Below are 23,158 nucleotides of genomic sequence, written 5' to 3' on the forward strand. Positions count from 1 at the left end.
ATGAGGAAATGCCAGCCCCCGCAAGGACTGGCAATTTCATCAACGCACCATGCACGGACGTTTGTTATCAAATTTCCAGTTCGGGATCAGGTATTGCATTCCCATTGCATCGTCACGCGCGCCGAGGCCATGTTTTTGATACAGCTCGTTGGCTTTCATCACCTGGTCCATATCCAGCTCTACGCCAAGACCCGGTTTGTTTGGCACCTGCACCATCCCGCCTTTAATTTCGAACGGTTGTTTAGTCAGGCGCTGGTTGCCCTCCTGCCAGATCCAGTGCGTATCGATAGCGGTGATATTGCCCGGTGCCGCAGCGGCAACATGGGTGAACATCGCCAGCGAAATATCAAAGTGGTTATTCGAGTGCGAGCCCCAGGTCAGACCGAACTCGTGGCACATTTGCGCCACACGTACCGACCCCTGCATGGTCCAGAAGTGCGGGTCAGCCAGCGGGATATCCACCGATTGCAGTGACAGCGTATGGCCCATTTGACGCCAGTCGGTGGCGATCATATTGGTGGCGGTCGGCAGGCCGGTCGCGCGGCGGAACTCCGCCATCACTTCACGACCGGAGAAGCCCTGTTCCGCGCCGCACGGATCTTCTGCGTACGCCAGCACGCCTTTCAGGTGCTTACCAATTTTTATCGCTTCATCCAGCGACCAGGCACCGTTCGGATCGAGCGTGACGCGCGCCTGCGGGAAGCGTTTTGCCAGCGCGGAAATCGCTTCGGCTTCTTCCATTCCCGCCAGCACGCCGCCTTTCAGTTTGAAATCGTTAAAACCATATTTCTCATACGCGGCTTCTGCCAGACGCACTACGCGATCCGGCGTCATCGCCTCTTCGTGACGCACGCGATACCAGTCGCACTTGTCATCCGGCTGGCTCTGGTACGGCAGCGGCGTTTTTTTGCTGTCGCCAACGAAGAACAGGTAACCGAGCATCTCTACTTCGCTGCGCTGCTGGCCCTCGCCAAGCAGGGAAGCGACGTTCACACCGAGGTGCTGACCGAGCAGATCAAGCATCGCCGCTTCAATGCCGGTCACCACGTGGATCGTAGTACGCAGATCGAAAGTTTGCAGGCCACGGCCACCGGCGTCGCGGTCGGCAAAGTTATTGCGCACGGTGTTGAGGATATTTTTGTACTCACCCAGCGTCTTACCGACCACCAGCGGAATAGCGTCTTCCAGCGTTTGACGGATTTTCTCGCCGCCGGGGATTTCCCCCACACCGGTGTGGCCGGCGTTGTCTTTAATCACCACGATATTGCGGGTGAAGAACGGGGCGTGCGCGCCGCTCAGGTTCATCAACATGCTGTCGTGGCCCGCAACCGGGATAACCTGCATGGAGGAGACAACGGGTGTCGAACTGTATGTGCTCATTTTTTTTAATCCTTTTGGTCTATCAATGACGTCCAAAAACGGGGCGTTTTTTGTCAAACGTCCAGCCTGGGATGAGGTACTGCATCGGGCCTGCGTCATTGCGCGCGCCGCCGGGCAGCGTTTTGTATGCCGCGTGCGCTTTTTCGATTTGCGTCCAGTCGATCTCTACACCAAGGCCTGGCGCATCGGGTACGGCGATTTTCCCCTGGCGGATCTCCAGCGGCTGTTTGGTCAGGCGTGCGTCTCCCTCCTGCCAGATCCAGTGCGTGTCGATGGCGGTCGGCGTTCCCGGTGCTGCCGCGCCAACGTGGGTGAACATCGCCAGCGAGATATCGAAATGGTTGTTGGAGTGGCAGCCCCAGGTTAATCCCCAGTCGTCGCACAGTTGCGCCACGCGTACCGCGCCGGAAAGCGTCCAGAAGTGCGGATCCGCCAGCGGGATATCCACCGCGTTTAACATCACCGCATGGCCCATTTCACGCCAGTTGGTGGCAATCATATTGGTCGCTACCGGCAAGCCGGTGGTGCGGCGGAACTCCGCCATCACTTCACGCCCGGAAAAGCCCTGTTCCGCGCCGCACGGATCTTCCGCGTAGGTCAACACATCATTAAGGCCTTTGCACAGGCTGATAGCTTCGTCGAGCAGCCAGGCGCCGTTGGGATCAACCGTGATGCGTGCCTCCGGGAAGCGTTTTTTCAGCGCCCGCACGGTGTCGATCTCTTTTTCGCCCGGCAGTACGCCGCCCTTGAGTTTGAAATCTTTAAAGCCGTAGCGATCCTGCGACGCTTCTGCCAGGCGCACGACCGCATCGCTGTTCATCGCTTCCTGATGACGCAGGTGATACCACTCATGGCTGCCAGGCGTCGCGGCCAGGTATGGCAGATCGGTTTTGGTACGATCGCCGACATAAAACAGATAACCGAGCACCGTTACCGCATCGCGCTGTTTACCGGGGCCAAGCAGTTCGCACACCGGGACATTCAGCGCTTTGCCTAACAGATCCAGCAGAGCGGCTTCCAGTGCCGCCACCGCATTCACGCGCAGCTCAAACGTCCAGGCACCTTTTCCGAAAGTGTCGAAATCCGCCGCCTGGTTGCCTTTGTGTACGCGCTGCACCACTTTATTCAATCGCGCCACTTCCTGCCCCACCACCATCGGCGTGGCGTCAACCAATGTTTTGTAGATCACGTCGCCGCCCGGCGCTTCACCGACGCCAGTGTTGCCGGCGTTGTCGGTGAGCACCACGATGTTGCGGGTGAAGTAAGCGTTATGCGCGCCACCGATGTTCATCAGCATGCTGTCATGCCCGGCCACCGGAATGACCTTCATGTCGGTGATAATGGGACTTGCTTGTGTGTTCATCATTCACGTCCTGTCACAGGTTTCAGCACGATACGCTTGATATCCCCCACCAGAACCAGGTAACTCAGTACCGCCACCAGCGCATGGATACCGACATAAATCAGCGCGCCGTTAAACGAGCCGGTCGTGCCGACGATGTAGCCAATGGCAATCGGCGTCACGATGCCGGAGATATTGCCGAACATGTTGAACAGACCGCCGCTCAGGCCGCTGATCTCTTTCGGCGCGGTATCTGCCATCACCGCCCAGCCCAGCGCACCGATACCTTTACCGAAGAAAGCCAGCGCCATGAAAGCAATAATCAGCGTTTCGGAGTTGGTGTAGTTACAGAACACCATGCTCATGGAGAGCAGCATTCCCAATACAATTGGCGTCTTACGCGCCACGTTCAGCGAGCCGTAACGGCGCATTAACCAGTCGGAAATAATCCCGCCCAGTACGCCCCCCACAAAGCCGCAGATCGCCGGGATTGAAGCAACAAAACCTGCTTTCAAAATCGACATGCCGCGTGCCTGCACCAGATAAACCGGGAACCAGGTGATAAAGAAATAGGTCAGGGCGTTAATACAGTACTGGCCCAGATAGACGCCGATCATCATGCGGGAACCCAGCAGCTGTTTGATCTGTCCCCATTTTTCTGAGAATGGAACATGGTGCGCGCTTTTCGCCTGATCCATATTGATCAGTGCGCCACCTTCAGCAATGTACTCCAGCTCTTTTTTGTTTACGCCCGGATGCTGGTTCGGCTCGTGGATCATTTTCTGCCACAGGAAGCTGATGAAAATGCCAAGACCGCCCATAAAGAAGAACACATGTGACCAGCCCACGGCGTGCGTCAGCCAGCCCATGATCGGCGCGAAGATCACCGTCGCGAAGTATTGCGCGGAGTTAAAAATCGCCACCGCCGTGCCCCTCTCCTGCGCCGGGAACCAGGCTGCAACGATGCGGCTGTTGCCCGGGAAGGAAGGAGATTCGGCCAGACCGACCATAAAGCGCAGGGTGAAGAGCGCAACGATGATGCCGAAGCCGCTAAAGATATCGACGAAACCTTGCAGCAAGGTAAACAGCGACCAGGTGAAGATAGACCAGAAATAGACGCGTTTTGATCCGAAGCGGTCAAGCAACCAGCCGCCCGGTATCTGGCCAATCACATAAGCCCAGGAAAACGCGGAGAAAACATAACCCATACCGACCGGATCCAGGCCTATCGCTTTGGACATCTCTGAACCGGCAATCGACAACGTGGCGCGATCGCCATAGTTGAAGGATGTGACGATAAACAGCATCACCACTATCCAGTAGCGGGCGTTGGTACGCTTTTCAGCGCCGCTCGCCGCCTGGCTAAATGTACTCATGGTTGTACTCCCGAAGCATAAATGTTCTTTTGTCCATTCATCCTGTACGGCGCAACCTGTAGGGGAAGACAGGATGATGTCATTGTGTTTTTGCTGCTCCTGCCGGGTTTGCCACACCCGGCGGGCCGCGTTTTTTTTACTGGCGAGAAAAAGTATATGGAGCGCCTTTTCAACTCTCACCGTGCAACAACACAACATTCGCCGGGCGCGGCTATGCCCTTTAAGGCATTAGCCCAGGCGGATGGGGAGTACTTCACGGAAATGAAAATGGAGCAGACCGAAGGTGGTCAAAAGAGAGGCAGCGTTAAAGAGTGTGAAATGCGTCGCTTGACGCGGCAAAAAGAGAGGTTTCCTCCCCGCGTACGGAGAGGAAGACAGCTTATTTCAGCAGGGTCGCCCAGTGCTCAACCCACGGATTAGAGACGGTTTCAGGTTCCGGGTCTTCGCTGGCGTCAATCAGCAACATCTCGCCGATACGCTGTGCACCTTGCTCTTGCAGCAGGGCATCAAACTGCTTACCCCCGCCGCAGAAATGGGCGTATGTGCTATCGCCCAGGGCAATCACGCCATAGTGCAGATCAGGCTGATACCCCACGGTATCGCGCAGATAATGGAACAGCGGCGCAATACTTTCCGGCAAATCGCCCTGACCGGTCGTGGAGGTCACTATCAGCGCGTAATTGCCTTTGTTGTTTTCCCAGTCGCTGGCTTCGGGATCTTCAAATACCGTCGCCTTGTGGCCCTGCGCCTGTAAGATCTCCTGCGCTTCTTCCGCCACCAGCAGCGAATTGCCGTACATGGTGCCAACAAAAATTCCGACCTTCGCCATAGCTCATCACTCCTTGCGTGATTCCAGATTGCCCTCATCCTGGCGGCTCACTGGCAAGAACTCAACCCTTTCATTTTCAGGGAGAAGCCCGCGCCAGCCAAAGTGCGACAGCGCGCCCATCCAGGTTTCATCCAGCCCGGCGCGGATCGTTAACGGCTCGCCGGTAAAAGGGTGAGTGAGCGTTAACTGGCTGGCATGCAGCATCAAGCGGTTGCAGCCAAAGTGTTCCGCCGCGCTACGATTTTGCCGCAAATCGCCGTGTTTACTGTCGCCAATAATCGGATGGCGCAAATGCGCCAGATGGCGACGCAATTGGTGCTTGCGGCCCGTTTTCGGTTCCAGTTCAACCAGACCATAGCGCGTGGTGGGAAATTTGCTCGTCGCCACTGGCATTTCGCACGTAGCCAGCCCGCGATAGTACGTTACGGCTGGCTGCGCCTCTTTATCGGCACGGGCGAACTTGTCGGCCACTTTATCCAGCTCTTCGGCCAGCGGATAATCCAGCAACGCCTCTTCCATTAGCCAGCCACGCACAATGGCGTGATAGCGTTTTTGCATCTGATGTTGCTCAAATTGCTGTGCTAAGCGGCGACCGGCCTCGCTGGATAAGCCCATTAACAACACGCCGGAAGTGGGCCTGTCGAGGCGATGGGCAGTAAAAACGTGCTGGCCGATTTGGTCACGCACCGTTTGCATGACCACCACTTTTTCATCGCGATCTAACCAGCTACGGTGAACCAGCCAGCCGGAAGGTTTATTCACCGCCACCAGCCACTCATCCTGGTAAATAATCTCCAGCATCAGGCGTTTTCGTCGCTGAACAGCGCATCGAGCTGCTGTAAATGCACCAGCATCACTTCACGGGACGGATGGGTCGCCTCAAGGGCAATTTCATAGTATGGCGCGATGGCGAATGCCTGCGGCAAAGGCTGTTGACTATCCAGCAGAGCGTGCATACGCGGAATAAGCACCCATTGCAGCCATTCGAATGGCTCAAGGGTATCCATGCAAAAAGGCTGCGTGCTTTCAAAGGCGCTTGCCGCTGGCGCGTTGGTTTGCCAAAGATTCTGTTCGCGCAGTTGCGCTTCGAGAAGATGAAGTTGCTCACGCACACGTTGATGTTGAGTCATATAAACCCCCGGAATAATCAGACTGGCGCGCAGCATACCAAAGAGCGGAACAAATAAAAAAAGGGAGCACTGTAAAAACAGTGCTCCCGGTTCGTTTCGCAGCAGTCCCGCTACTCGTATGCTCCCTGCTCATCCATGAAAACTTTTCCTGCGGTCTCCTGACCCGTTCATCCTTAAACAGCGCATCTTGCTCACACCACCCCGATGTGACTTGGCCTCATCCGTAAAGCGTGTCCTGGATCTTCCTGATCTGCCGGGTATCCTTACCGGCTCTCATTCTCCGTCCTGGAGGTGTCCGTTAACGCATTCCAGCGATGTCCCTTTGCTTCGTCCTGAAGCCTTTCCTTGCAGCACCGTCCTGGTGAGTCCTCGAAACAACATCATCCTGATGTACGCTTCGTTGTCAGACTCCGTGTCGACACAGATAGAATCACCGATTCCGTGACGTCTTACAAGAAGACTTAACACAAATTCAGCTTTGAATGAAACCACAACAGGAAAAGGGTTTTAGATTAACCTCATGATTTATATTAATTATGAATGAGAAGGCGCATCAGAATTATGGAAAAAGACCTGGCGATCTCTTACAGGTCGTGTAAGAGATCTCTCACAAGATGAGTAGTATTGAGGATTACACAACGGGTTCGAGCTGGTCGAGGAATGCCGCGAGGCTTGGGGCGAGAACGGTGCGCTGACGCGTACCCAGCGTCTCTTTCACCACTTCGCCGCTCAGGTTACACAGCGAAATCACATCCAGTTCGCTGTCGAGCGTAGCAATAAAAAGTGTAGGCGATAACTTCAGTCTTTTTTGCGTAACCAGGTGACCAATCAGATTTTCCTGCATACGCACGAAGTCATCCTCACTCCACGTTTGCAGCAGCGTCAGCGTCAGTTCGCCAAAACGCGCGGTCATATCACCGGCAAATTGTGTGGTGTAAAAGGTATGGAGCGGCGTTTGTACCACAATTTCCATGGCCTGTTCAATTGGGTTTACATTTCGTTCTGGTACGAACGGTTTTGGCTGCCAGATAACGTATTTGTCGGTGGAAGAAATAATGCACGGCGAGGGAATACCGTAAAGCGCTTCGCTTTGCGGCCAGCTGTCTCGCTGTGTGTGCCACGCATTACAGTAACGTTCCGTAAAGGCTTTCAGGGCATGCGCCGTCTCTTTTTCCACCGATTTCTCTCTTCACATAAGCCAGGATAAACTCTGCGTCATAGTTTACCTGCAAAATGGCGATGAAACATGTCCTCTTATGATAACCATCAGGCGCTGGCTGGCCTGACGCTTGGCAAAACCACCGATTACCGCGACACCTATGACGCCAGCTTGCTGCAAGGCGTTCCCCGTTCGTTAAACCGCGATCCGTTAGGCTTAAAAGCCGACAGCTTGCCTTTTCGCGGCGCGGATATCTGGACGTTGTATGAGCTCTCCTGGCTCAATGCGAAGGGTTTGCCGCAGGTGGCGGTTGGCCACGTTGAGCTGGATCACGCCAGCGTCAATTTGGTGGAATCGAAAAGCTTCAAGCTCTATCTCAACAGTTTTAACCAGACACGTTTTGCCAGCTGGCAAGAGGTACACGACACGTTGCAACGTGATTTAAGCGCCTGCGCGCAAGGCGCCGTGAACGTGGTGCTTTATCGCATTGATGAGCTGGAAGGGCAGCCGATTGCGCATTTCCCTGGGGTCTGTATCGACGACCAGGATATTGAGATCGCAAATTACGAATTTGACGCCGCGCTGTTAACCGATGCCGCCAGCGGAAAGGTTGTGGAAGAGACGCTGGTCAGCCATTTATTAAAATCGAACTGCCTGATCACCCACCAGCCAGATTGGGGCTCAGTGCAAATCCAGTATCGCGGCGCGCAAATCGACCGTGAAAAATTGCTGCGCTACCTGGTCTCTTTCCGTCATCACAATGAATTTCATGAACAATGTGTCGAGCGCATCTTCTCGGATATTCTGCGTTTCTGCCAGCCTGAAAGCCTGAGCGTGTACGCGCGCTATACCCGACGCGGCGGGCTGGATATCAATCCGTGGCGCACCAATACCGATTTTGTCCCTGCAACCGGTCGGTTAGTACGCCAGTAAATCACAACTTTTTATCGCTCTGCGTGGAAGATCCCACGCGACAGGTTGTTAAACGTCATAAGCCAGGGCTATTGTAATCACGGGAAAGATAAAATTTTCGTCCCGTAAGGAGTTCACTTGATTACACATATTAGCCCGCTTGGCTCAATGGATATGCTGTCGCAGCTGGAAGTCGATATGCTTAAACGCACGGCCAGCAGTGACCTGTATCAACTGTTTCGCAACTGCTCGCTCGCTGTACTGAACTCAGGGAGCCAGACCGACAGCAGCAAAGAGCTGCTCTCCCGTAACGAAAGTTTTGATATCAACGTGTTACGCCGTGAACGCGGCGTAAAGCTGGAGTTGATCAACCCACCGGAAGAGGCCTTTGTCGACGGGCGCATTATCCGCTCGCTGCAGGCCAACCTGTTTGCTGTTCTGCGCGACATTCTCTTCGTTAATGGACAGATACATAACGCCGGACGCGTTCAGCATTTAAATCTGGAAAGCTCCATTCATATCACCAACCTGGTGTTTTCCATTTTGCGTAACGCCCGCGCGCTGCATGTCGGCGAAGCGCCGAGCATGGTGGTCTGCTGGGGCGGCCACTCGATTAACGAAACCGAGTACCTCTACGCGCGCCGCGTGGGAACCCAGCTTGGCCTGCGTGAGCTGAACATCTGTACGGGCTGTGGCCCAGGCGCGATGGAAGCGCCCATGAAAGGTGCCGCCGTCGGTCACGCGCAGCAACGTTATAAAGAGGGCCGTTTTATTGGCATGACCGAACCGTCGATCATTGCCGCTGAACCGCCAAACCCGCTGGTCAACGAACTGATCATCATGCCGGATATTGAAAAACGTCTGGAAGCGTTTGTCCGTATCGCGCACGGCATCATCATCTTCCCGGGTGGCGTAGGCACGGCGGAAGAGTTGTTGTATCTGCTGGGGATTTTGATGAACCCGGCCAACAAAAACCAGGTACTACCGCTGATCCTGACCGGGCCAAAAGAGAGTGCGGACTATTTCCGTGTGCTGGACGAATTTATCGTTAACACGCTGGGCGAAGCCGCGCGACAACACTACACCATCATCATTAATGATGCGGCTGAAGTGGCGCGGCAGATGAAAAAAGCGATGCCGCGCGTGAAAGAGAACCGTCGTGAAACCGGGGATGCCTATAGTTTCAACTGGTCTATCCGTATCGCGCCGGATCTGCAGGTGCCGTTTGAACCGACGCACGAAAATATGGCTAACCTGAAACTTTATCCGGATCAGCCGGTGGAAACGTTAGCGGCGGATCTGCGCCGGGCGTTCTCAGGCATCGTGGCGGGTAACGTGAAAGAGCACGGCATTCGGGCGATTGAGGAGTTCGGCCCGTATAAAATTCATGGCGATAGCGACATGATGCGCCGTATGGATGACCTGCTACAGGGCTTTGTCGCCCAGCATCGTATGAAACTGCCAGGCAGCGCGTACATTCCTTGCTACGAAATCTGCGCCTGATCTTCCAGGGCGACGCATAAGTCGCCCTTATACCTCGGATTTTTTCCCTGTATAACTCGCACTCCTATCACCAGCATATTCATATGTTACAGCGCTCCTCAAACGCCGATAAATCACTGCGATAGCGGTTTTTTACAGGGCATTTATCGTCTTTCAGCGGTGTGCGTTTGATCGCAAATCTTGCTGGTGATAGCCTTCGCGCCCATAAATTTCATCTCTCGATCATTAAGCAGAGAGATGGTCTAAATATATCCACATAAAAAGTGATTTATTGCAATTGCGATCCCGATCACTGATAGAGTCATAACATAAATGTATCTTTCCGCCGCAAATAATTGCGGAAAGAAATTATAAAAAAACCGTGATTGACCGAATTTAATATTACCGCCAGCCTGTCAGGCATTTTATTCGCCCGTCATGCCAGCATTTTGCTTTTCCCAGGAGATTTATAAATGGAAACCACTCAAACCAGTACGCTGGCCACATCGGCTACACGAAGTTCATGGCGCAAAACGGATACCATGTGGATGCTGGGCCTGTACGGTACTGCCATCGGCGCTGGTGTACTGTTCCTGCCAATTAACGCCGGCGTTGGCGGTTTAATTCCGCTGATCATCATGGCCATCCTCGCTTTCCCAATGACTTACTTCGCACACCGCGGTCTGACTCGCTTTGTGCTGTCGGGTAAAAACCCGGGTGAAGACATCACTGAGGTGGTTGAAGAGCACTTCGGTATCGGCGCGGGTAAACTGATTACCCTGCTCTACTTCTTCGCTATCTACCCGATCCTGCTGGTCTACAGCGTGGCGATCACCAACACCGTTGACAGCTTTATGACCCACCAGTTGGGTATGACGCCGCCGCCGCGCGCCATTCTGTCGCTGATCCTGATTGTCGGCATGATGACCATCGTGCGTTTTGGCGAGCAGATGATTGTAAAAGCGATGAGTATTCTGGTGTTCCCGTTTGTTATCGCCCTGATGTTGCTGGCGGTTTACCTGATCCCGCAGTGGAACGGCGCAGCACTCGACACGCTGTCTTTGAACAGCACTTCCGCGACCGGTAACGGCCTGTGGATGACCTTGTGGCTGGCTATTCCGGTGATGGTGTTCTCCTTTAACCACTCGCCGATCATCTCCTCGTTTGCGGTAGCAAAACGTGAAGAGTACGGCAACGAAGCAGAGAGCAAATGTTCACGTATTCTGGCGTTCGCACACATCATGATGGTGTTGACGGTAATGTTCTTCGTGTTCAGCTGCGTACTGAGCCTTTCTCCGGCTGACCTGGCATCGGCGAAACAGCAGAACATCTCGATTCTTTCTTACCTGGCAAACCACTTTAATGCACCGATCATCGCCTGGATGGCACCGATCATTGCGATGATCGCCATCACCAAATCTTTCCTCGGCCACTATCTGGGTGCGCGTGAAGGTTTCAACGGTATGGTGATCAAGTCCCTGCGTGGCAAAGGTAAAAGCATCGAAATCAACAAGCTGAACCGCATTACCGCGCTGTTTATGCTGCTGACCACCTGGGCTGTAGCAACCTGGAACCCGAGCATCCTCGGAATGATTGAAACTCTGGGCGGCCCGATTATCGCGATGATCCTGTTCCTGATGCCGATGTACGCCATCGCCAAAGTACCGGCAATGCGTAAATACAGCGGTAAAATCAGCAACATCTTCATTGTTATCATGGGTCTTATCGCTATCTCCGCGATCTTCTACTCTCTGTTCAGCTAATCTCTTTCGCGCCGCTCTCCACGGGCGGCGCGACTCTCATTGCAATGGATAATGCGTCATGATCAGCGTATTCGATATTTTTAAAATCGGCATTGGCCCTTCCAGCTCGCATACCGTTGGCCCAATGAAAGCCGGTAAACAATTCACTGATGATCTGATTGCTCGCCGCATGCTGCACGACGTGACCCGTGTAGTGGTAGACGTTTACGGTTCCCTCTCTCTGACCGGTAAAGGGCACCATACCGATATCGCTATCATTATGGGTCTGGCGGGTAACCTGCCGGATAGCGTTGATATCGATGCTATTCCAGGATTTATTCAGGACGTAAACACGCACGGCCGCCTGCTGCTGGCTAACGGCGAGCACGAAGTCGAGTTTCCGGTCGATCAATGCATGAACTTCCATGCCGATAATCTCTCGCTGCATGAGAACGGCATGCGTATTACCGCGCTCGCGGGCGACAGGGTTCTCTATAGCCAGACCTATTACTCCATCGGCGGCGGTTTTATTGTCGACGAAGAACATTTTGGCCAGACCAACAACGCGCCTGTCGCCGTACCTTATCCGTACAAAAATGCGGCGGATCTGCAACGTCACTGTCAGGAAACCGGGCTTTCACTCTCTGGTCTGATGATGAAGAACGAACTGGCGCTGCACAGCAAAGAGGAGCTGGAACAGCACCTCGCGCGCGTCTGGGAAGTGATGCAGGGCGGTATTGAGCGCGGAATTACCACCGAAGGCGTGTTGCCGGGCAAATTACGCGTGCCGCGCCGCGCCGCGGCGCTGCGCCGTATGCTGGTCAGCAGTGATAACACCAGTAAAGATCCGATGCAGGTCGTCGACTGGATCAACATGTTTGCGCTGGCGGTTAACGAAGAGAACGCCGCCGGTGGTCGCGTGGTGACTGCGCCAACCAATGGCGCGTGTGGCATTGTGCCGGCAGTACTGGCTTATTACGACAAGTTTATTCGTCAGGTAAACGCGAATTCACTGGCTCGCTATCTGCTGGTCGCCAGCGCGATTGGCTCGCTCTATAAAATGAACGCCTCCATCTCCGGCGCGGAAGTAGGCTGCCAGGGCGAAGTGGGTGTTGCCTGTTCGATGGCCGCCGCAGGCCTGGCGGAACTGCTCGGCGCAAGCCCGGCGCAGGTCTGCATCGCGGCGGAAATCGGTATGGAACACAACCTCGGTCTGACTTGCGATCCGGTCGCAGGCCAGGTACAGGTTCCGTGCATCGAGCGCAACGCCATTGCGTCAGTAAAAGCAGTAAACGCCGCACGTATGGCGCTGCGCCGTACCAGCGAGCCGCGCGTCTGCCTGGATAAAGTCATCGAAACCATGTACGAAACCGGGAAAGATATGAACGCCAAGTACCGCGAAACCTCACGCGGTGGGCTGGCGATGAAGATCGTGACCTGCGATTAAGCCCTGCCAGATGCCTCGTTTTGCGAGGCATCTTCCTGATTATCCCCCGCTTCATAGCCTCACGCCGCACGCGATGTTACCCTTAGGCACGATTTCAAGGAGGGTATCTGTGGCTCATCTGTTAATTGTCGACGCGCTTAATCTTATCCGCCGGATCCACGCGGTACAGGGATCGCCCTGTGTAGACACCTGCCTGCTCGCGCTGGAACAGCTCGTTGTTCACAGCCAGCCGACGCACGCTGTGGCGGTATTTGATGATGAGGCTCGCAGCCAGGGCTGGCGTCACCAGTTATTACCCGACTATAAAGCCGGGCGACCGCCCATGCCGGAGACGCTGCATGCCGAGATGCCCGCTTTGCGCAGCGCTTTTGAACAGCGCGGCATTCGTTGCTGGGCCACGCCGGGTAACGAAGCGGACGATCTCGCCGCGACGCTGGCGGTAAAAATGGCGCAGGCCGGGCAGCAGGCGACAATTGTTTCCACGGATAAAGGCTATTGCCAGTTGCTTTCCCCAACCATTCGTATCCGCGACTATTTTCAGAAACGCTGGCTGGATGCGCCCTTTATCGCGCAGGAATATGGTGTCACGCCGCAACAATTGCCGGATTACTGGGGGCTGGCGGGGATCAGCAGTTCTAAAGTGCCAGGCGTTGCCGGTATTGGCCCGAAAAGCGCCACCCAACTGTTAAACACCTTCCCGACGCTGGAAGTATTGTACGAGAATCTTGCGGACGTGCCGGAAAAGTGGCGGCAAAAACTGGAAGCGCATAAAGCAATGGCCTTTACCTGTCGCGATGTGGCGCGACTGCAAACGGATCTGCAACTGGACGGCAATTTACAACAGCTGCGGCTGACACGCTAAGTAAAGCCCGCTCGGTGGCGGGCTATTCGCTTTGCTTCAGTCCTTATTTCAGCCCTTATAAGGATGGTGCTTTAGCCAATGTTCGGCGATATCCTGGCGACGGCAGATCCAGACATCGCTGTGGCTTTGCACGTAATCAAGAAAACGCTGCAGTGCGCGAAAGCGCCCGGGCCGCCCGAGCAGGCGGCAGTGCATGCCAATCGACATCATCTTTGGCGCATACGCCCCTTCTTCGTACAGCACATCAAAACTGTCTTTCAGATAGGTATAAAACTGTTCAGCGGTGTTAAAACCCTGAGCCGTGGCAAAGCGCATATCGTTGGCATCAAGCGTATACGGCACAATCAAATGCGGCTTCCCTTCCACCGTGGTCCAGAAGGGTAAATCATCGCCGTAATAGTCGCTGTCGTAGAGAAAATCGCCCTGCTCGACCACCAGCTTACGGGTGTTTGGGCTGTCGCGCCCGGTGTACCAGCCAAGCGGCTTTTTGCCAAACAGCGTTTGCAGGATCTCAATCGCCTGCTGCATGTGCTGGCGTTCGGTTTGAATATCAAGATCCTGATAATGGATCCAGCGCCAGCCGTGGCTTACCACGTCGTAGTCTGCCGCTTTGATCGCCTCGACGATTTCCGGGTTACGCGCCAGCGCCATTGCCACGCCAAAAACCGTGAGCGGCAGACCACGTTGCTGAAAAGCCTGATGAATACGCCAGAACCCTGCTCGCGATCCATACTCATACAGCGAGTCCATCGACATATGCCGCGCGGGATAGCTGGCAGCGCCAATAATATCTGACAAAAATTGCTCTGAACCCGCGTCACCATGCAGCACATGGTTCTCGCCGCCCTCTTCAAAATTAAGGACAAACTGGACGGCAATGCGCGCGCCGCCCGGCCAGCGGGCATGCGGCGGTTTTCCCGCATAACCCGCCATATCTCGGGGGTAGTTGGCGGTGAAATGCCAGAAAGGTTTGTCCGTTGCTGATTGCATGCTGATTCGACCTCTTTACGGGGCCGCTTTCAGCAAAGCTGTTCGAAACATCCTGAAAGCGGCTTTTTATTGGGATACGCGAGATCGCCGTATTTGCTGGTGCCAAGCCCCAGCGCGAGAAGGGATTCCACCATCTTCACCGCGGCCGTAACGCCGTCGATCACTGGCATGCCAAGCTCTTGCGTCAACTCGCTGGCAAGGTTCGCCATGCCGCCGCAGCCCAGCACTATGGCACCGCTATGATCTTCCCGTTTAGCTTGTATACAACGTTCGCGTACCTTTTGCTGAGCAAGACCCGTGCCATCTTCCAGCGCCAGTACCGGTAAATCGATAGCATGCAGCGCGGCGCAGTGATGTTCGAAGCCATACTGGCGCAATAAATGACGGGCGATAATCACCGTGCGTGGCAGCGTGGTAACAATCGAGAACCGCGTCGCCACAAGCGTTGCCACGTGCATAGCCGCTTCAGCAATACCGATAACCGGCCCGCGCGCCAGCTCGCGCGCCGCCAGTAATCCGGGGTCGCCAAAACAGGCAATCACGTGTCCCTGTGCGCCCTGGGTTTTACCCTGTTTGATTTGCTCCAGCACGCCAATCGCCGCAATAGCTTCATCAAAATGTCCTTCGATTGATTCCACTCCCTGCGAGGGGCAACTGGCGAGAATGGTGGTGCCAGGCGACGCCACGCTGCGCGCCGCGCTGGCGATGGTGGCGGTCATTTCCGGGCTGGTATTGGGATTGATAACTTGTATACAAAACTGGCTCATCAGTGTTCTCCTGGCGCACCAAACAGGCGGGCGAAGTCCGGCACTGTCTCGCCGCTGCGCTCAAAGCGCAGGCTGGAAACAATGTGATCAAAATGGTGGGCCATCGCATCACTGAGCCCCGGCAGATCCTTTTTACGCAGCAGCGTAACCAGTTGGTCATGATCGTCACAGCGGCAACCGCGCTGCCAGGGCGTGCCCCAGGCGGCTATCACCAGCGACGAACGCTGCGCCAGCGTGGTAATAATGTCAGTCACCACCGCATTACCGGAAATGGCCTGCAGCTGGATATGGAAAGCCGCAGAGTGGCGGATAGCCGCCGCGCCATCATGGTTTTGATGCGCCTCTTCTTCCTGCGCGATGATGTTTTCCAGCCCGGCAAGGTGTGGCGGCTGAAGATGTTCCAGCACCAGCGGCAGGTTGGCGCATTCGATCATTTTACGGGTAGTAAAGATAGCTTTTGACTCTTCAACGCCGGGGTTGGCGACAAATGCACCACGTCTGGGCGTCATGGTGATCATTTGCACCGTCGCAAGGCGGGTTAAGACTTTGCGAATCCCGGTACGGCTGACGCCAAAAACTTCCGCCAGCGCCTCTTCCGGCAGTTTACTTCCCGGTGGCAATTGATGTTCAACGATGGCGGTCATTAACGATTGCCAAATGACATGCTCTTTATCTTCCAGATCTGCAGGGGTTCGCAGCCCTATTTGCTGGTTCATAGCGCAATTCCTTTGTTACTCAATTCATCTATTTTTGTATACACCGTTAATTTATTTTGTATACAAAAAATTAAAACCTGGCCTGGTTAATGCAATGAGGGATAGCAGACAACACGTCACTATCTGTATTCAGAGGAGCAGAATCCATGCCAAACCTTGAACCAAATTACGATGCCCGCTACAGCCCGCGCCTGACCAATGAAGATTTAGCGCCGACCCGCCATCAGACCTGGAGCTGGTACAATATTTTCTCTTTCTGGATGTCCGATGTGCATAGCATGGGCGGCTATGTGGTCGCCGCCAGCTTCTTCGCCTTAGGGCTTGCCAGCTGGCAGGTGCTACTTTGCCTGCTGTTGGGGATCTGTATTGTGCAGCTGTGCGCAAACCTGGTGGCGAAACCGAGCCAAATGGCCGGTGTGCCATATGCGGTGATCTGCCGTCAGGCATTTGGCGTGTTCGGCGCGAATATCCCGGCGGTGATCCGCGGGTTGATTGCGTTTGCGTGGTACGGCATTCAGACCTATCTGGCCGCCAACGCGTTGATGCTGGTGATCCTGAAGTTTTGGCCCGCCCTTACTCCCCTGACCAACGGTCATTTCCTTGGCCTGTCACATTTGGGCTGGCTCTGTTTCGGTATTATGTGGGTGCTGCAAGCGCTGGTGTTCTGGCACGGGATGAGTGCGATTAAACGCTTTATCGATATCGCCGGTCCGGCGGTATACGTGGTGATGATGGCGCTGGCGGGATGGATCCTCTGGCAAACGGGTTTCGATGGCATCTCTTTTACCCTCGCCAGCAAACAACTGACGGCCGGTGAGCAAACCTGGCAGATGATCACCGCAACGGCGTTAGTGGTTTCTTACTTCTCCGGCCCGCTGCTCAATTTTGGCGATTTTTCCCGCTACGGTAAAAGCATGCAGGAGATCCGCCGCGGCAACCGCTGGGGACTGCCGTTTAACTTCCTGCTGTTTTCCATTGTCACAGTGGTGATTGTTTCCGGGACCCAATCGCTGTTTGGCAAGATGATCACCGATCCTATCGAAACAGTGAGCCATGTTGGTAGCAGCCTGGCGATGGCAATTGGCCTGCTGACGATGATCACCGCCACCATCGGCATCAATATTGTGGCGAACTTCGTCTCCCCGGCCTTCGATTTTTCTAACTGTTCCCCGCAAAAAATCAGTTTTCGTACCGGCGGGATGATCGCGGCGGTCGGCTCGGTACTGCTGACGCCGTGGAATTTGTTCCAGTCTCCGGAGTTGATCCACTACACGCTGGATGTGCTCGGCGCGTTTATTGGCCCGTTGTTCGGTATTTTACTGACCGATTTTTATCTGATTAAACGCGGAAATGTGTTTGTCGACGATCTGTTTACCGACTCGCCAAACGGGCGTTACTGGTACAAAAACGGCTTTAACCCGAAAGCGATTGCTGCGCTGGCGCCATCAGTGGCGGTTGGGCTGATTATTAGCTTTATTCCGGCACTGCATGAAGTGGCCAACTTTAGCTGGTTTATTGGCGCGTTCCTCGGGGCGGGATGCTACCGCTTTCTGGCGCGTAACGAACGCGAAGGTGTGAGCAGCACATTTACCGCTCAGCGCGTGGCGGCAAAGGAGTAGAAACGACGAAGGCCTGAATCATTGCTGATTCAGGCCTTCTGAATAGTGGCGGAACGGACGGGACTCGAACCCGCGACCCCCTGCGTGACAGGCAGGTATTCTAACCGACTGAACTACCGCTCCGCGTTGTGTTCCTGTTAGGGAACGAGGCGCATATTACGGATTGCACCTGGTGTCGTCAACGCTTTTTCCATCGTTTTGAATTGTTTGCTGCAAAAATCACCCGTGCGGCGATTATCCTGCGTTAACAAAACGGTTTTACCCGCGCCACAGGCAGCTTCCGCCCTTCTTCTGCACTAAATCGAGCCGTGATTCATGGGCCATCAGCTCCTCATCACTGGCTAAAACCACGCGCAAGCGGTTTGCCTGACGAACAACACGCTGGATCCCCGCATCGCCTGTTTGCGTTTGCCCTTCGCCTTCCATCGCAAATTTCATCGATGTCTGGCCGCCGGTCATCATCAGATAGACATCAGCAAGGATTTGGGAGTCGAGTAATGCGCCGTGCAGCGTACGTTTGCTGTTGTCTATTTCGTAACGCGCGCAGAGCGCATCAAGGCTGTTACGCTTGCCGGGGAACATTTTACGCGCCAGCGCCAGGCTGTCGGTAATTTTGCAAAACGTTTCGGTTTTTGGAATATCGCGGTTCAGCTTGCTGAACTCGTAGTCCATAAAGCCGATATCAAACGACGCGTTGTGAATGACCAGCTCCGCACCGCGGATATACTCAATAAACTCATCGGCGATGTCGGCAAAGGTCGGTTTATCGAGCAGGAATTCGTCGGCGATACCGTGAACGCCAAACGCTTCCGGATCCACCAGCCGGTCAGGCTTGAGATAAATATGGAAGTTGTTACCGGTCAGGCGGCGGTTGATCACCTCCACCGCACCGATCTCAATAATCTTGTGCCCTTCATAGTGGGCGCCAATCTGGTTCATACCGGTGGTTTCGGTATCGAGGACGATCTGTCGTGTAATTGCTGTGCTCATAGCGGCCATTTATGTCAGACTTGTCGTTTTAAACACAGGAAGTCTACCAGAGATGCTTAAACAGGTAGAAATTTTCACCGACGGATCTTGTCTTGGCAACCCGGGTCCGGGCGGTTACGGGGCGATTTTACGCTATCGTCAGCATGAAAGATTGTTTAGCGAAGGCTACCGTCTCACCACCAATAACCGGATGGAACTGATGGCGGCTATTGTCGCACTGGAAGCGTTAAAAGAGCATTGCGAAGTGGTGCTCAGTACCGATAGCCAGTATGTGCGCCAGGGGATCACGCAGTGGATCCATAACTGGAAAAAGCGTGGCTGGAAAACAGCGGAAAAAAAACCGGTCAAGAATGTCGATCTCTGGAAGCGACTCGATGCGGCGTTGAGCCAACATCAAATCCGCTGGGAATGGGTTAAAGGCCACGCAGGTCACCCGGAAAACGAACGTTGCGATGAACTGGCGCGCGCCGCCGCGATGAACCCAACGCAGGAAGATGTGGGCTATCAGCCCGAGAGTTAAGACTGGCGGGTCGCCCCCACGGGCTGGCGAACCCGGGGTTTGCTGAGGCTCGACTTCATGGGGTTTAGCGTAAGCGGAATGGTGCGTTTGCGCGCAACAATAAGCTGCATACAACCCAAAGCCGGTAAATGCGTGCTAAGCAGTTTCCCGCCCTGTTTCGTCCAGGGCAGGACGCGAAAGCGGCTATAATGTAACACCTCGAAATTGAGCAACGACAGCCAGTCAAACTGGCGCATCAGGGTGAACATCCGGCTTTTTACCGCGGGTGATCGGCGCGCAAAAGGAACCGCTTTGCAAAGCCCAAGCAGGCTAATCGGGTTGAAACCGCTCATTACCAGCCAGCCGTCGTCAATTAACACGCGATCTACTTCCTGCAATAGCCGATGCGGATCGGTACACCAGGGAAGCGTATGTGCCAGCAAGCAGGCATCCACCGATTTCTCTGCGAACGGTAAATGCAGCGGATCGGCTCTGACCTGCGCTGGTTCGCCGCTAAGGGAAACATTGACCTGGTGGGAAATAGCGCAGCTTTCGGCATTGATTTCCGCGCTCAGATTGCCGATCTTAAGCAAATGAAATCCATACATTTTTGCAAACCACGGCTTAAGTTCTCCTTCCAGCGCTTCGCGGTAATACGCGCCTTTAGGTAAATCGCCCCAGCTTGCCGGTGCGACCAATGTCTTAGGAGTCCTTGCCGGTTTCATCACAACCTTCCGCTACGCTTTGAGAGGTAATTTATGAATCTTAACAGTATTCCGGCATTCCAGGATAACTACATCTGGGTGCTGAACAATGATGATGGCCGCTGCCTGATTGTCGATCCAGGCGAAGCCGCACCGGTATTACGCGCATTAGAAGAAAACCAGTGGCAACCGGAAGCTATCTTGCTTACTCATCATCACAACGACCATGTTGGCGGTGTGAAAGCGTTGCGTCAACATTTCCCTGATGTGGTGGTTTATGGGCCGGAGGAAACGCAAGATAAAGGAACCACACAGATCGTTAAAGAGGGGGACGTTATCTCCGTTTTAGGACATGATTTTTCCGTCTTTGCCACGCCAGGTCACACTTTAGGACATATCTGTTTCTTCAGTTCTCCTTATCTATTTTGCGGCGACACACTCTTTTCGGGTGGCTGTGGGAGATTATTTGAAGGGACGGCAAGCCAGATGTATCAATCCTTTTGTAAGATTAATGCGCTTCCGGATGATACGGTGATTTGCTGTGCACACGAATATACTTTAGGGAATATGAAGTTTGCGATCAGCATCTTACCGAAGGATCCTGCACTTAACGAATATTATCGAAAAGTTAATGAGTTACGTGCGAAAAATCAAAAAACACTCCCCGTAATTCTGAAAAATGAACGACAAATTAATTTATTTTTACGCACGGAAGACACTGATTTAATTGATGTAATTAACCAAGAAACAAAGTTGCAACACCCAGAGGAGCGTTTCGCATGGTTAAGGTCAAAGAAAGATAACTTCTGATATTTCCGGGTTGCCTTTTAAAGACGACGCCGTTATTATCGCTCGTCTTTTAAGCAACTACTATTGACACACACATGAAGGCAAAAGCGATCTTATTCGCCTCTGTCTTGCTTGCTGGGTGCCAGGCGTCTAACCATGACGGTACGGTACAACAGCATGCACAGAGCCTTTCTGCAGCTGGTCAAGGGGAAGCAGGGAAGTTTACTAGTCAGGCGCGGTGGATGGACGATGGAACATTCGCCGCCCAGAATAACAGTGACTTGTGGACCTCCATTAGCGACGAGCTAAAGATGGGAATTCCGGAAAATACCCGGATTCGCGAACAAAAACTCAAGTATTTAAGCAATAAGAGCTATCTCCACGATGTAACTTTACGGGCAGAGCCGTATATGTACTGGATAGCAGGGCAAGTTAAAAAACGTAACATGCCCATGGAACTGGTACTACTACCCATAGTGGAGAGCGCTTTTGACCCACACGCGACGTCTGGCGCCAATGCCGCAGGCATTTGGCAGATCATACCGAGCACCGGGCGAAATTATGGTTTAAAGCAGACTCGCAGCTACGATGCGCGTCGTGACATTGTGGCCTCTACCACGGCCGCGCTTGACATGATGCAGCGTCTTAACCGCATGTTTGACGGCGACTGGTTACTGACAGTCGCTGCTTATAACAGCGGTGAAGGTCGCGTGTTGAAAGCGATGAAAGCCAATAAATCGCGGGGTAAACCCACCGATTTCTGGTCGCTTTCATTGCCGCAGGAAACCAAGATTTACGTGCCTAAAATGCTGGCTTTGAGCGATATTCTCAAAAACAGTAAGCGCTATGGCGTGAGTCTGCCAACACCAGACGAAAGCCGTGCGCTGGCGCGAGTCAGACTGAGCAGCCCGGTTGAGGTCGATCAGTTGGCGGAAATGGCCGGGATTTCGGTGAACAAACTGAAAACGTTTAACGCTGGCGTTAAAGGTTCGACGTTAGGTTCAGCGGGTCCGCAGTACGTGATGGTGCCGAAGAAACACGCCGATCAACTGCGTGAATCGCTGGCATCAGGCGAAATCGCCGCCGTACAGCCAACCCAGCTGGCGGATAACACCCCGCTGACAGGCCGGAGCTACAAGGTTCGCTCAGGCGATACGCTTTCCGCCATCGCGGCGCGTCTCGGCGTTAGCGCAAAGGATATCCAGCAGTGGAATAACCTGCGCGGTTCGAACCTGAAAGTGGGCCAGAGTCTGACGGTAGGCGCAGGTAGCAGCGCGCAGCGTCTCGCCAGCAACAGCGATAGTATTACTTATCGCGTACGCAAAGGTGATTCGTTATCGAGTATTGCGAAACGTCACGGCGTGAACATCCAGGATGTGATGCGCTGGAATAACGATACCGATAATCTGCAGCCAGGCGATCAGCTGACCCTGTTTGTTAAGAACAGCGCCACACCGGATTCCTGATACAAACCGATAAAAAAGCACCGTTTCCCCACGGTGCTTTTTTTTGTCCATAGAAGGCCCCCAGCCAGGCTGGGCGTTCCGGAAAGCTTTCAGCTTTAAGCCAGTTATTGCCTGCTTGTCACCCCTCAAGCCGGTTTACCTGGGGTAAATTCCACCAGCAGCGGGTTGTGATCCGATGCGCGCGTGACCAGCACTGACGCTTCCTGCACATTCAAACCACGATAGAAAACAAAATCCAGCGGACGACCAAAGGCGCGGCGGCGATTGTCATCGGTAAAACGAACCTGTCGCAACGACATATCACGCGTAAAGCGATAGAGCGCATTCATCCTCGGCCGGCTCCAGGCGTTGAAATCCCCTGCCATAATCACAGGTCCGGCGTGGCGCATAATCTGATCGCCAATCGGCAACAACTGCTTGCTGTAGACATCCACGCCCAGACTGAAATTCACCGCATGGACATTCACTACCATCAGGTTACGTAAATCAGGCAGCGGGTACACGGTGACCAACGCTGATTTCGCCAGCCGTAAAATCGGTTCCCGCTCACGTAATGGGCAGCAATAGACCGGGTGAGCGGACGAAAGCGTCATGACGCCAGAGGGATGTTGCGGCAGCACAAACGCGGGAACCTGATCGGCAGCAAGATAGTTAGTGGTCGCAAACCTGACGAGTTCCGGTGTGGTTTGCGCTTCCTGTAACAGCACGAGATGCGCGTCTTTGCCAAAACTCTGCAGCACCGATAACCATTCGGCGCGCTGCTGCTTAAAGATATTCCATACCAGCACACGGATTTTTTCGTCGCTGCTTAAAGGCACACCTGCAGGCAACGCTTTGCCGATGCTCGCGAAAGACCCCGGCGGTAAAATTCGCTCCGCTGGCTGTCCGGCAACATATCGCATGGCATAGGTATTTTTTGGCACTTTCGGCTTCAAACCTCATTGATTTCCACACCCG

At 54.1% G+C, this 23,158-nt stretch carries 22 protein-coding genes and 1 tRNA gene; 9 read left to right on the top strand and 14 right to left on the bottom strand.

Annotated features, from left to right (window positions below; all coding sequences use genetic code 11):
• Positions 1–39: 39 nt before the first annotated feature.
• The 7 genes from gudD to syd form a co-directional block, all read right to left on the bottom strand.
• Positions 40–1,380 carry a glucarate dehydratase gene (gene gudD, locus RT644_RS22380; protein ID WP_160271143.1) on the bottom strand — a complete coding sequence of 447 codons (1,341 nt, stop codon included), beginning with the start codon at positions 1,378–1,380 and terminating at the stop codon, positions 40–42.
• 22 nt (positions 1,381–1,402) lie between these two features.
• Positions 1,403–2,743: an enolase C-terminal domain-like protein gene (locus RT644_RS22385; protein WP_313628197.1), complete on the bottom strand. Its 1,341-nt coding sequence runs from the start codon at positions 2,741–2,743 to the stop codon at positions 1,403–1,405.
• A complete protein-coding gene (locus RT644_RS22390; RefSeq protein ID WP_020456655.1) occupies positions 2,743–4,098 on the bottom strand; it encodes an MFS transporter in 1,356 nt (451 codons plus the stop codon). The genes RT644_RS22385 and RT644_RS22390 overlap by 1 nt, the downstream gene beginning before the upstream one ends.
• A 379-nt stretch (positions 4,099–4,477) precedes the next feature.
• On the bottom strand, positions 4,478–4,927 hold the full coding sequence (locus RT644_RS22395) for a flavodoxin (protein ID WP_020456654.1): 450 nt from the start codon (positions 4,925–4,927) through the stop codon (positions 4,478–4,480).
• 6 nt (positions 4,928–4,933) lie between these two features.
• Positions 4,934–5,728: a tRNA pseudouridine(65) synthase TruC gene (gene truC / locus RT644_RS22400; protein ID WP_097406373.1), complete on the bottom strand. Its 795-nt coding sequence runs from the start codon at positions 5,726–5,728 to the stop codon at positions 4,934–4,936.
• A complete protein-coding gene (locus RT644_RS22405) occupies positions 5,728–6,057 on the bottom strand; it encodes a YqcC family protein (RefSeq protein WP_045513360.1) in 330 nt (109 codons plus the stop codon). Before RT644_RS22405 ends, truC begins: the two co-directional genes overlap by 1 nt.
• 631 nt (positions 6,058–6,688) lie before the next feature.
• The gene (gene syd / locus RT644_RS22410; protein WP_020456651.1) at positions 6,689–7,234 is read right to left on the bottom strand and encodes a SecY-interacting protein; all 546 of its coding nucleotides are present in this window, start codon (positions 7,232–7,234) and stop codon (positions 6,689–6,691) included.
• Positions 7,235–7,303: 69 nt separating this feature from the next.
• On the opposite strand from syd, the gene queF reads away from it, so the two are divergent.
• The 5 genes from queF (at position 7,304) to xni (ending at position 13,661) form a co-directional block, all read left to right on the top strand.
• Positions 7,304–8,149 (top strand): NADPH-dependent 7-cyano-7-deazaguanine reductase QueF, encoded by an 846-nt coding sequence (queF, locus tag RT644_RS22415; protein WP_160271144.1) that lies wholly within the window; start codon positions 7,304–7,306, stop codon positions 8,147–8,149.
• Between the two features lie 117 nt (positions 8,150–8,266).
• Positions 8,267–9,631, top strand: a complete 1,365-nt coding sequence (ppnN, locus tag RT644_RS22420; protein WP_017458733.1) for a nucleotide 5'-monophosphate nucleosidase PpnN — start codon at positions 8,267–8,269, stop codon at positions 9,629–9,631.
• A 452-nt stretch (positions 9,632–10,083) separates the two neighbouring features.
• Positions 10,084–11,373, top strand: coding sequence for an HAAAP family serine/threonine permease (locus RT644_RS22425; protein WP_020456649.1), 1,290 nt, complete (start codon positions 10,084–10,086; stop codon positions 11,371–11,373).
• A 58-nt stretch (positions 11,374–11,431) separates the two neighbouring features.
• Complete coding sequence (locus RT644_RS22430; protein ID WP_020456648.1) at positions 11,432–12,799, top strand: L-serine ammonia-lyase; 1,368 nt, start codon at positions 11,432–11,434, stop codon at positions 12,797–12,799.
• Between the two features lie 73 nt (positions 12,800–12,872).
• Positions 12,873–13,661: a flap endonuclease Xni gene (xni, locus tag RT644_RS22435; RefSeq protein WP_313628175.1), complete on the top strand. Its 789-nt coding sequence runs from the start codon at positions 12,873–12,875 to the stop codon at positions 13,659–13,661.
• Between the two features lie 48 nt (positions 13,662–13,709).
• Here xni and puuE read toward each other — a convergent pair whose 3' ends face one another.
• From puuE to RT644_RS22450, 3 genes are read right to left on the bottom strand one after another with little or no spacing between them, the layout of a single operon-like run.
• Entirely contained in the window at positions 13,710–14,651 is a 942-nt protein-coding gene (gene puuE / locus RT644_RS22440; protein ID WP_269231637.1) for an allantoinase PuuE, read from the bottom strand.
• A gap of 29 nt (positions 14,652–14,680) precedes the next feature.
• Positions 14,681–15,418, bottom strand: coding sequence for an aspartate/glutamate racemase family protein (locus tag RT644_RS22445; RefSeq protein WP_313628178.1), 738 nt, complete (start codon positions 15,416–15,418; stop codon positions 14,681–14,683).
• On the bottom strand, positions 15,418–16,134 hold the full coding sequence (locus RT644_RS22450; protein WP_313628180.1) for a GntR family transcriptional regulator: 717 nt from the start codon (positions 16,132–16,134) through the stop codon (positions 15,418–15,420). The genes RT644_RS22445 and RT644_RS22450 overlap by 1 nt, the downstream gene beginning before the upstream one ends.
• A gap of 146 nt (positions 16,135–16,280) precedes the next feature.
• Here RT644_RS22450 and RT644_RS22455 point away from each other — a divergent pair, with 146 nt between their 5' ends.
• Positions 16,281–17,753 carry an NCS1 family nucleobase:cation symporter-1 gene (locus RT644_RS22455; protein WP_020456643.1) on the top strand — a complete coding sequence of 491 codons (1,473 nt, stop codon included), beginning with the start codon at positions 16,281–16,283 and terminating at the stop codon, positions 17,751–17,753.
• A gap of 46 nt (positions 17,754–17,799) precedes the next feature.
• On the opposite strand, the gene RT644_RS22460 is transcribed toward RT644_RS22455, so the two are convergent.
• Positions 17,800–17,876: transfer RNA gene (locus RT644_RS22460), tRNA-Asp, on the bottom strand.
• Between the two features lie 135 nt (positions 17,877–18,011).
• Positions 18,012–18,743 carry a DNA polymerase III subunit epsilon gene (gene dnaQ / locus RT644_RS22465; protein WP_313628182.1) on the bottom strand — a complete coding sequence of 244 codons (732 nt, stop codon included), beginning with the start codon at positions 18,741–18,743 and terminating at the stop codon, positions 18,012–18,014.
• Between dnaQ and rnhA the strand changes: the two genes are divergently transcribed.
• On the top strand, positions 18,697–19,263 hold the full coding sequence (gene rnhA, locus RT644_RS22470) for a ribonuclease HI (RefSeq protein WP_161796289.1): 567 nt from the start codon (positions 18,697–18,699) through the stop codon (positions 19,261–19,263). The two genes, dnaQ and rnhA, sit on opposite strands and share 47 nt — an antisense overlap.
• Here the strand turns inward: rnhA and RT644_RS22475 are convergent.
• On the bottom strand, positions 19,260–19,967 hold the full coding sequence (locus RT644_RS22475; protein ID WP_044489570.1) for a class I SAM-dependent methyltransferase: 708 nt from the start codon (positions 19,965–19,967) through the stop codon (positions 19,260–19,262). The genes rnhA and RT644_RS22475 overlap by 4 nt on opposite strands.
• 33 nt (positions 19,968–20,000) lie before the next feature.
• Here RT644_RS22475 and gloB point away from each other — a divergent pair, with 33 nt between their 5' ends.
• On the top strand, positions 20,001–20,756 hold the full coding sequence (gene gloB / locus RT644_RS22480; RefSeq protein WP_313628185.1) for a hydroxyacylglutathione hydrolase: 756 nt from the start codon (positions 20,001–20,003) through the stop codon (positions 20,754–20,756).
• Between the two features lie 74 nt (positions 20,757–20,830).
• Positions 20,831–22,201, top strand: a complete 1,371-nt coding sequence (gene mltD / locus RT644_RS22485) for a murein transglycosylase D (protein WP_045513344.1) — start codon at positions 20,831–20,833, stop codon at positions 22,199–22,201.
• Between the two features lie 125 nt (positions 22,202–22,326).
• On the opposite strand, the gene RT644_RS22490 is transcribed toward mltD, so the two are convergent.
• Entirely contained in the window at positions 22,327–23,124 is a 798-nt protein-coding gene (locus RT644_RS22490) for an endonuclease/exonuclease/phosphatase family protein (protein ID WP_045513363.1), read from the bottom strand.
• Between the last annotated feature and the right edge of the window lie 34 nt (positions 23,125–23,158).

Origin of the sequence: Kosakonia sp., assembly GCF_032104925.1 — a bacterium.
In the GTDB taxonomy this organism is placed as follows: domain Bacteria; phylum Pseudomonadota; class Gammaproteobacteria; order Enterobacterales; family Enterobacteriaceae; genus Kosakonia.

Excerpts from the sequence above, each read along its gene's own strand:
- mltD (WP_045513344.1), top strand. The coding sequence starts at position 20,831 with ATGAAGGCAAAAGCGATCTTATTCGCCTCTGTCTTGCTTGCTGGGTGC.
- gudD (WP_160271143.1), bottom strand. The coding sequence starts at position 1,380 with ATGAGCACATACAGTTCGACACCCGTTGTCTCCTCCATGCAGGTTATC.
- puuE (WP_269231637.1), bottom strand. The coding sequence starts at position 14,651 with ATGCAATCAGCAACGGACAAACCTTTCTGGCATTTCACCGCCAACTAC.
- RT644_RS22430 (WP_020456648.1), top strand. The coding sequence starts at position 11,432 with ATGATCAGCGTATTCGATATTTTTAAAATCGGCATTGGCCCTTCCAGC.
- gloB (WP_313628185.1), top strand. The coding sequence starts at position 20,001 with ATGAATCTTAACAGTATTCCGGCATTCCAGGATAACTACATCTGGGTG.
- RT644_RS22405 (WP_045513360.1), bottom strand. The coding sequence starts at position 6,057 with ATGACTCAACATCAACGTGTGCGTGAGCAACTTCATCTTCTCGAAGCG.
- RT644_RS22385 (WP_313628197.1), bottom strand. The coding sequence starts at position 2,743 with ATGAACACACAAGCAAGTCCCATTATCACCGACATGAAGGTCATTCCG.
- RT644_RS22475 (WP_044489570.1), bottom strand. The coding sequence starts at position 19,967 with ATGAAACCGGCAAGGACTCCTAAGACATTGGTCGCACCGGCAAGCTGG.
- RT644_RS22455 (WP_020456643.1), top strand. The coding sequence starts at position 16,281 with ATGCCAAACCTTGAACCAAATTACGATGCCCGCTACAGCCCGCGCCTG.
- RT644_RS22450 (WP_313628180.1), bottom strand. The coding sequence starts at position 16,134 with ATGAACCAGCAAATAGGGCTGCGAACCCCTGCAGATCTGGAAGATAAA.
- dnaQ (WP_313628182.1), bottom strand. The coding sequence starts at position 18,743 with ATGAGCACAGCAATTACACGACAGATCGTCCTCGATACCGAAACCACC.
- truC (WP_097406373.1), bottom strand. The coding sequence starts at position 5,728 with ATGCTGGAGATTATTTACCAGGATGAGTGGCTGGTGGCGGTGAATAAA.
- RT644_RS22395 (WP_020456654.1), bottom strand. The coding sequence starts at position 4,927 with ATGGCGAAGGTCGGAATTTTTGTTGGCACCATGTACGGCAATTCGCTG.
- RT644_RS22445 (WP_313628178.1), bottom strand. The coding sequence starts at position 15,418 with ATGAGCCAGTTTTGTATACAAGTTATCAATCCCAATACCAGCCCGGAA.
- RT644_RS22425 (WP_020456649.1), top strand. The coding sequence starts at position 10,084 with ATGGAAACCACTCAAACCAGTACGCTGGCCACATCGGCTACACGAAGT.
- RT644_RS22390 (WP_020456655.1), bottom strand. The coding sequence starts at position 4,098 with ATGAGTACATTTAGCCAGGCGGCGAGCGGCGCTGAAAAGCGTACCAAC.
- xni (WP_313628175.1), top strand. The coding sequence starts at position 12,873 with ATGTTACCCTTAGGCACGATTTCAAGGAGGGTATCTGTGGCTCATCTG.
- queF (WP_160271144.1), top strand. The coding sequence starts at position 7,304 with ATGTCCTCTTATGATAACCATCAGGCGCTGGCTGGCCTGACGCTTGGC.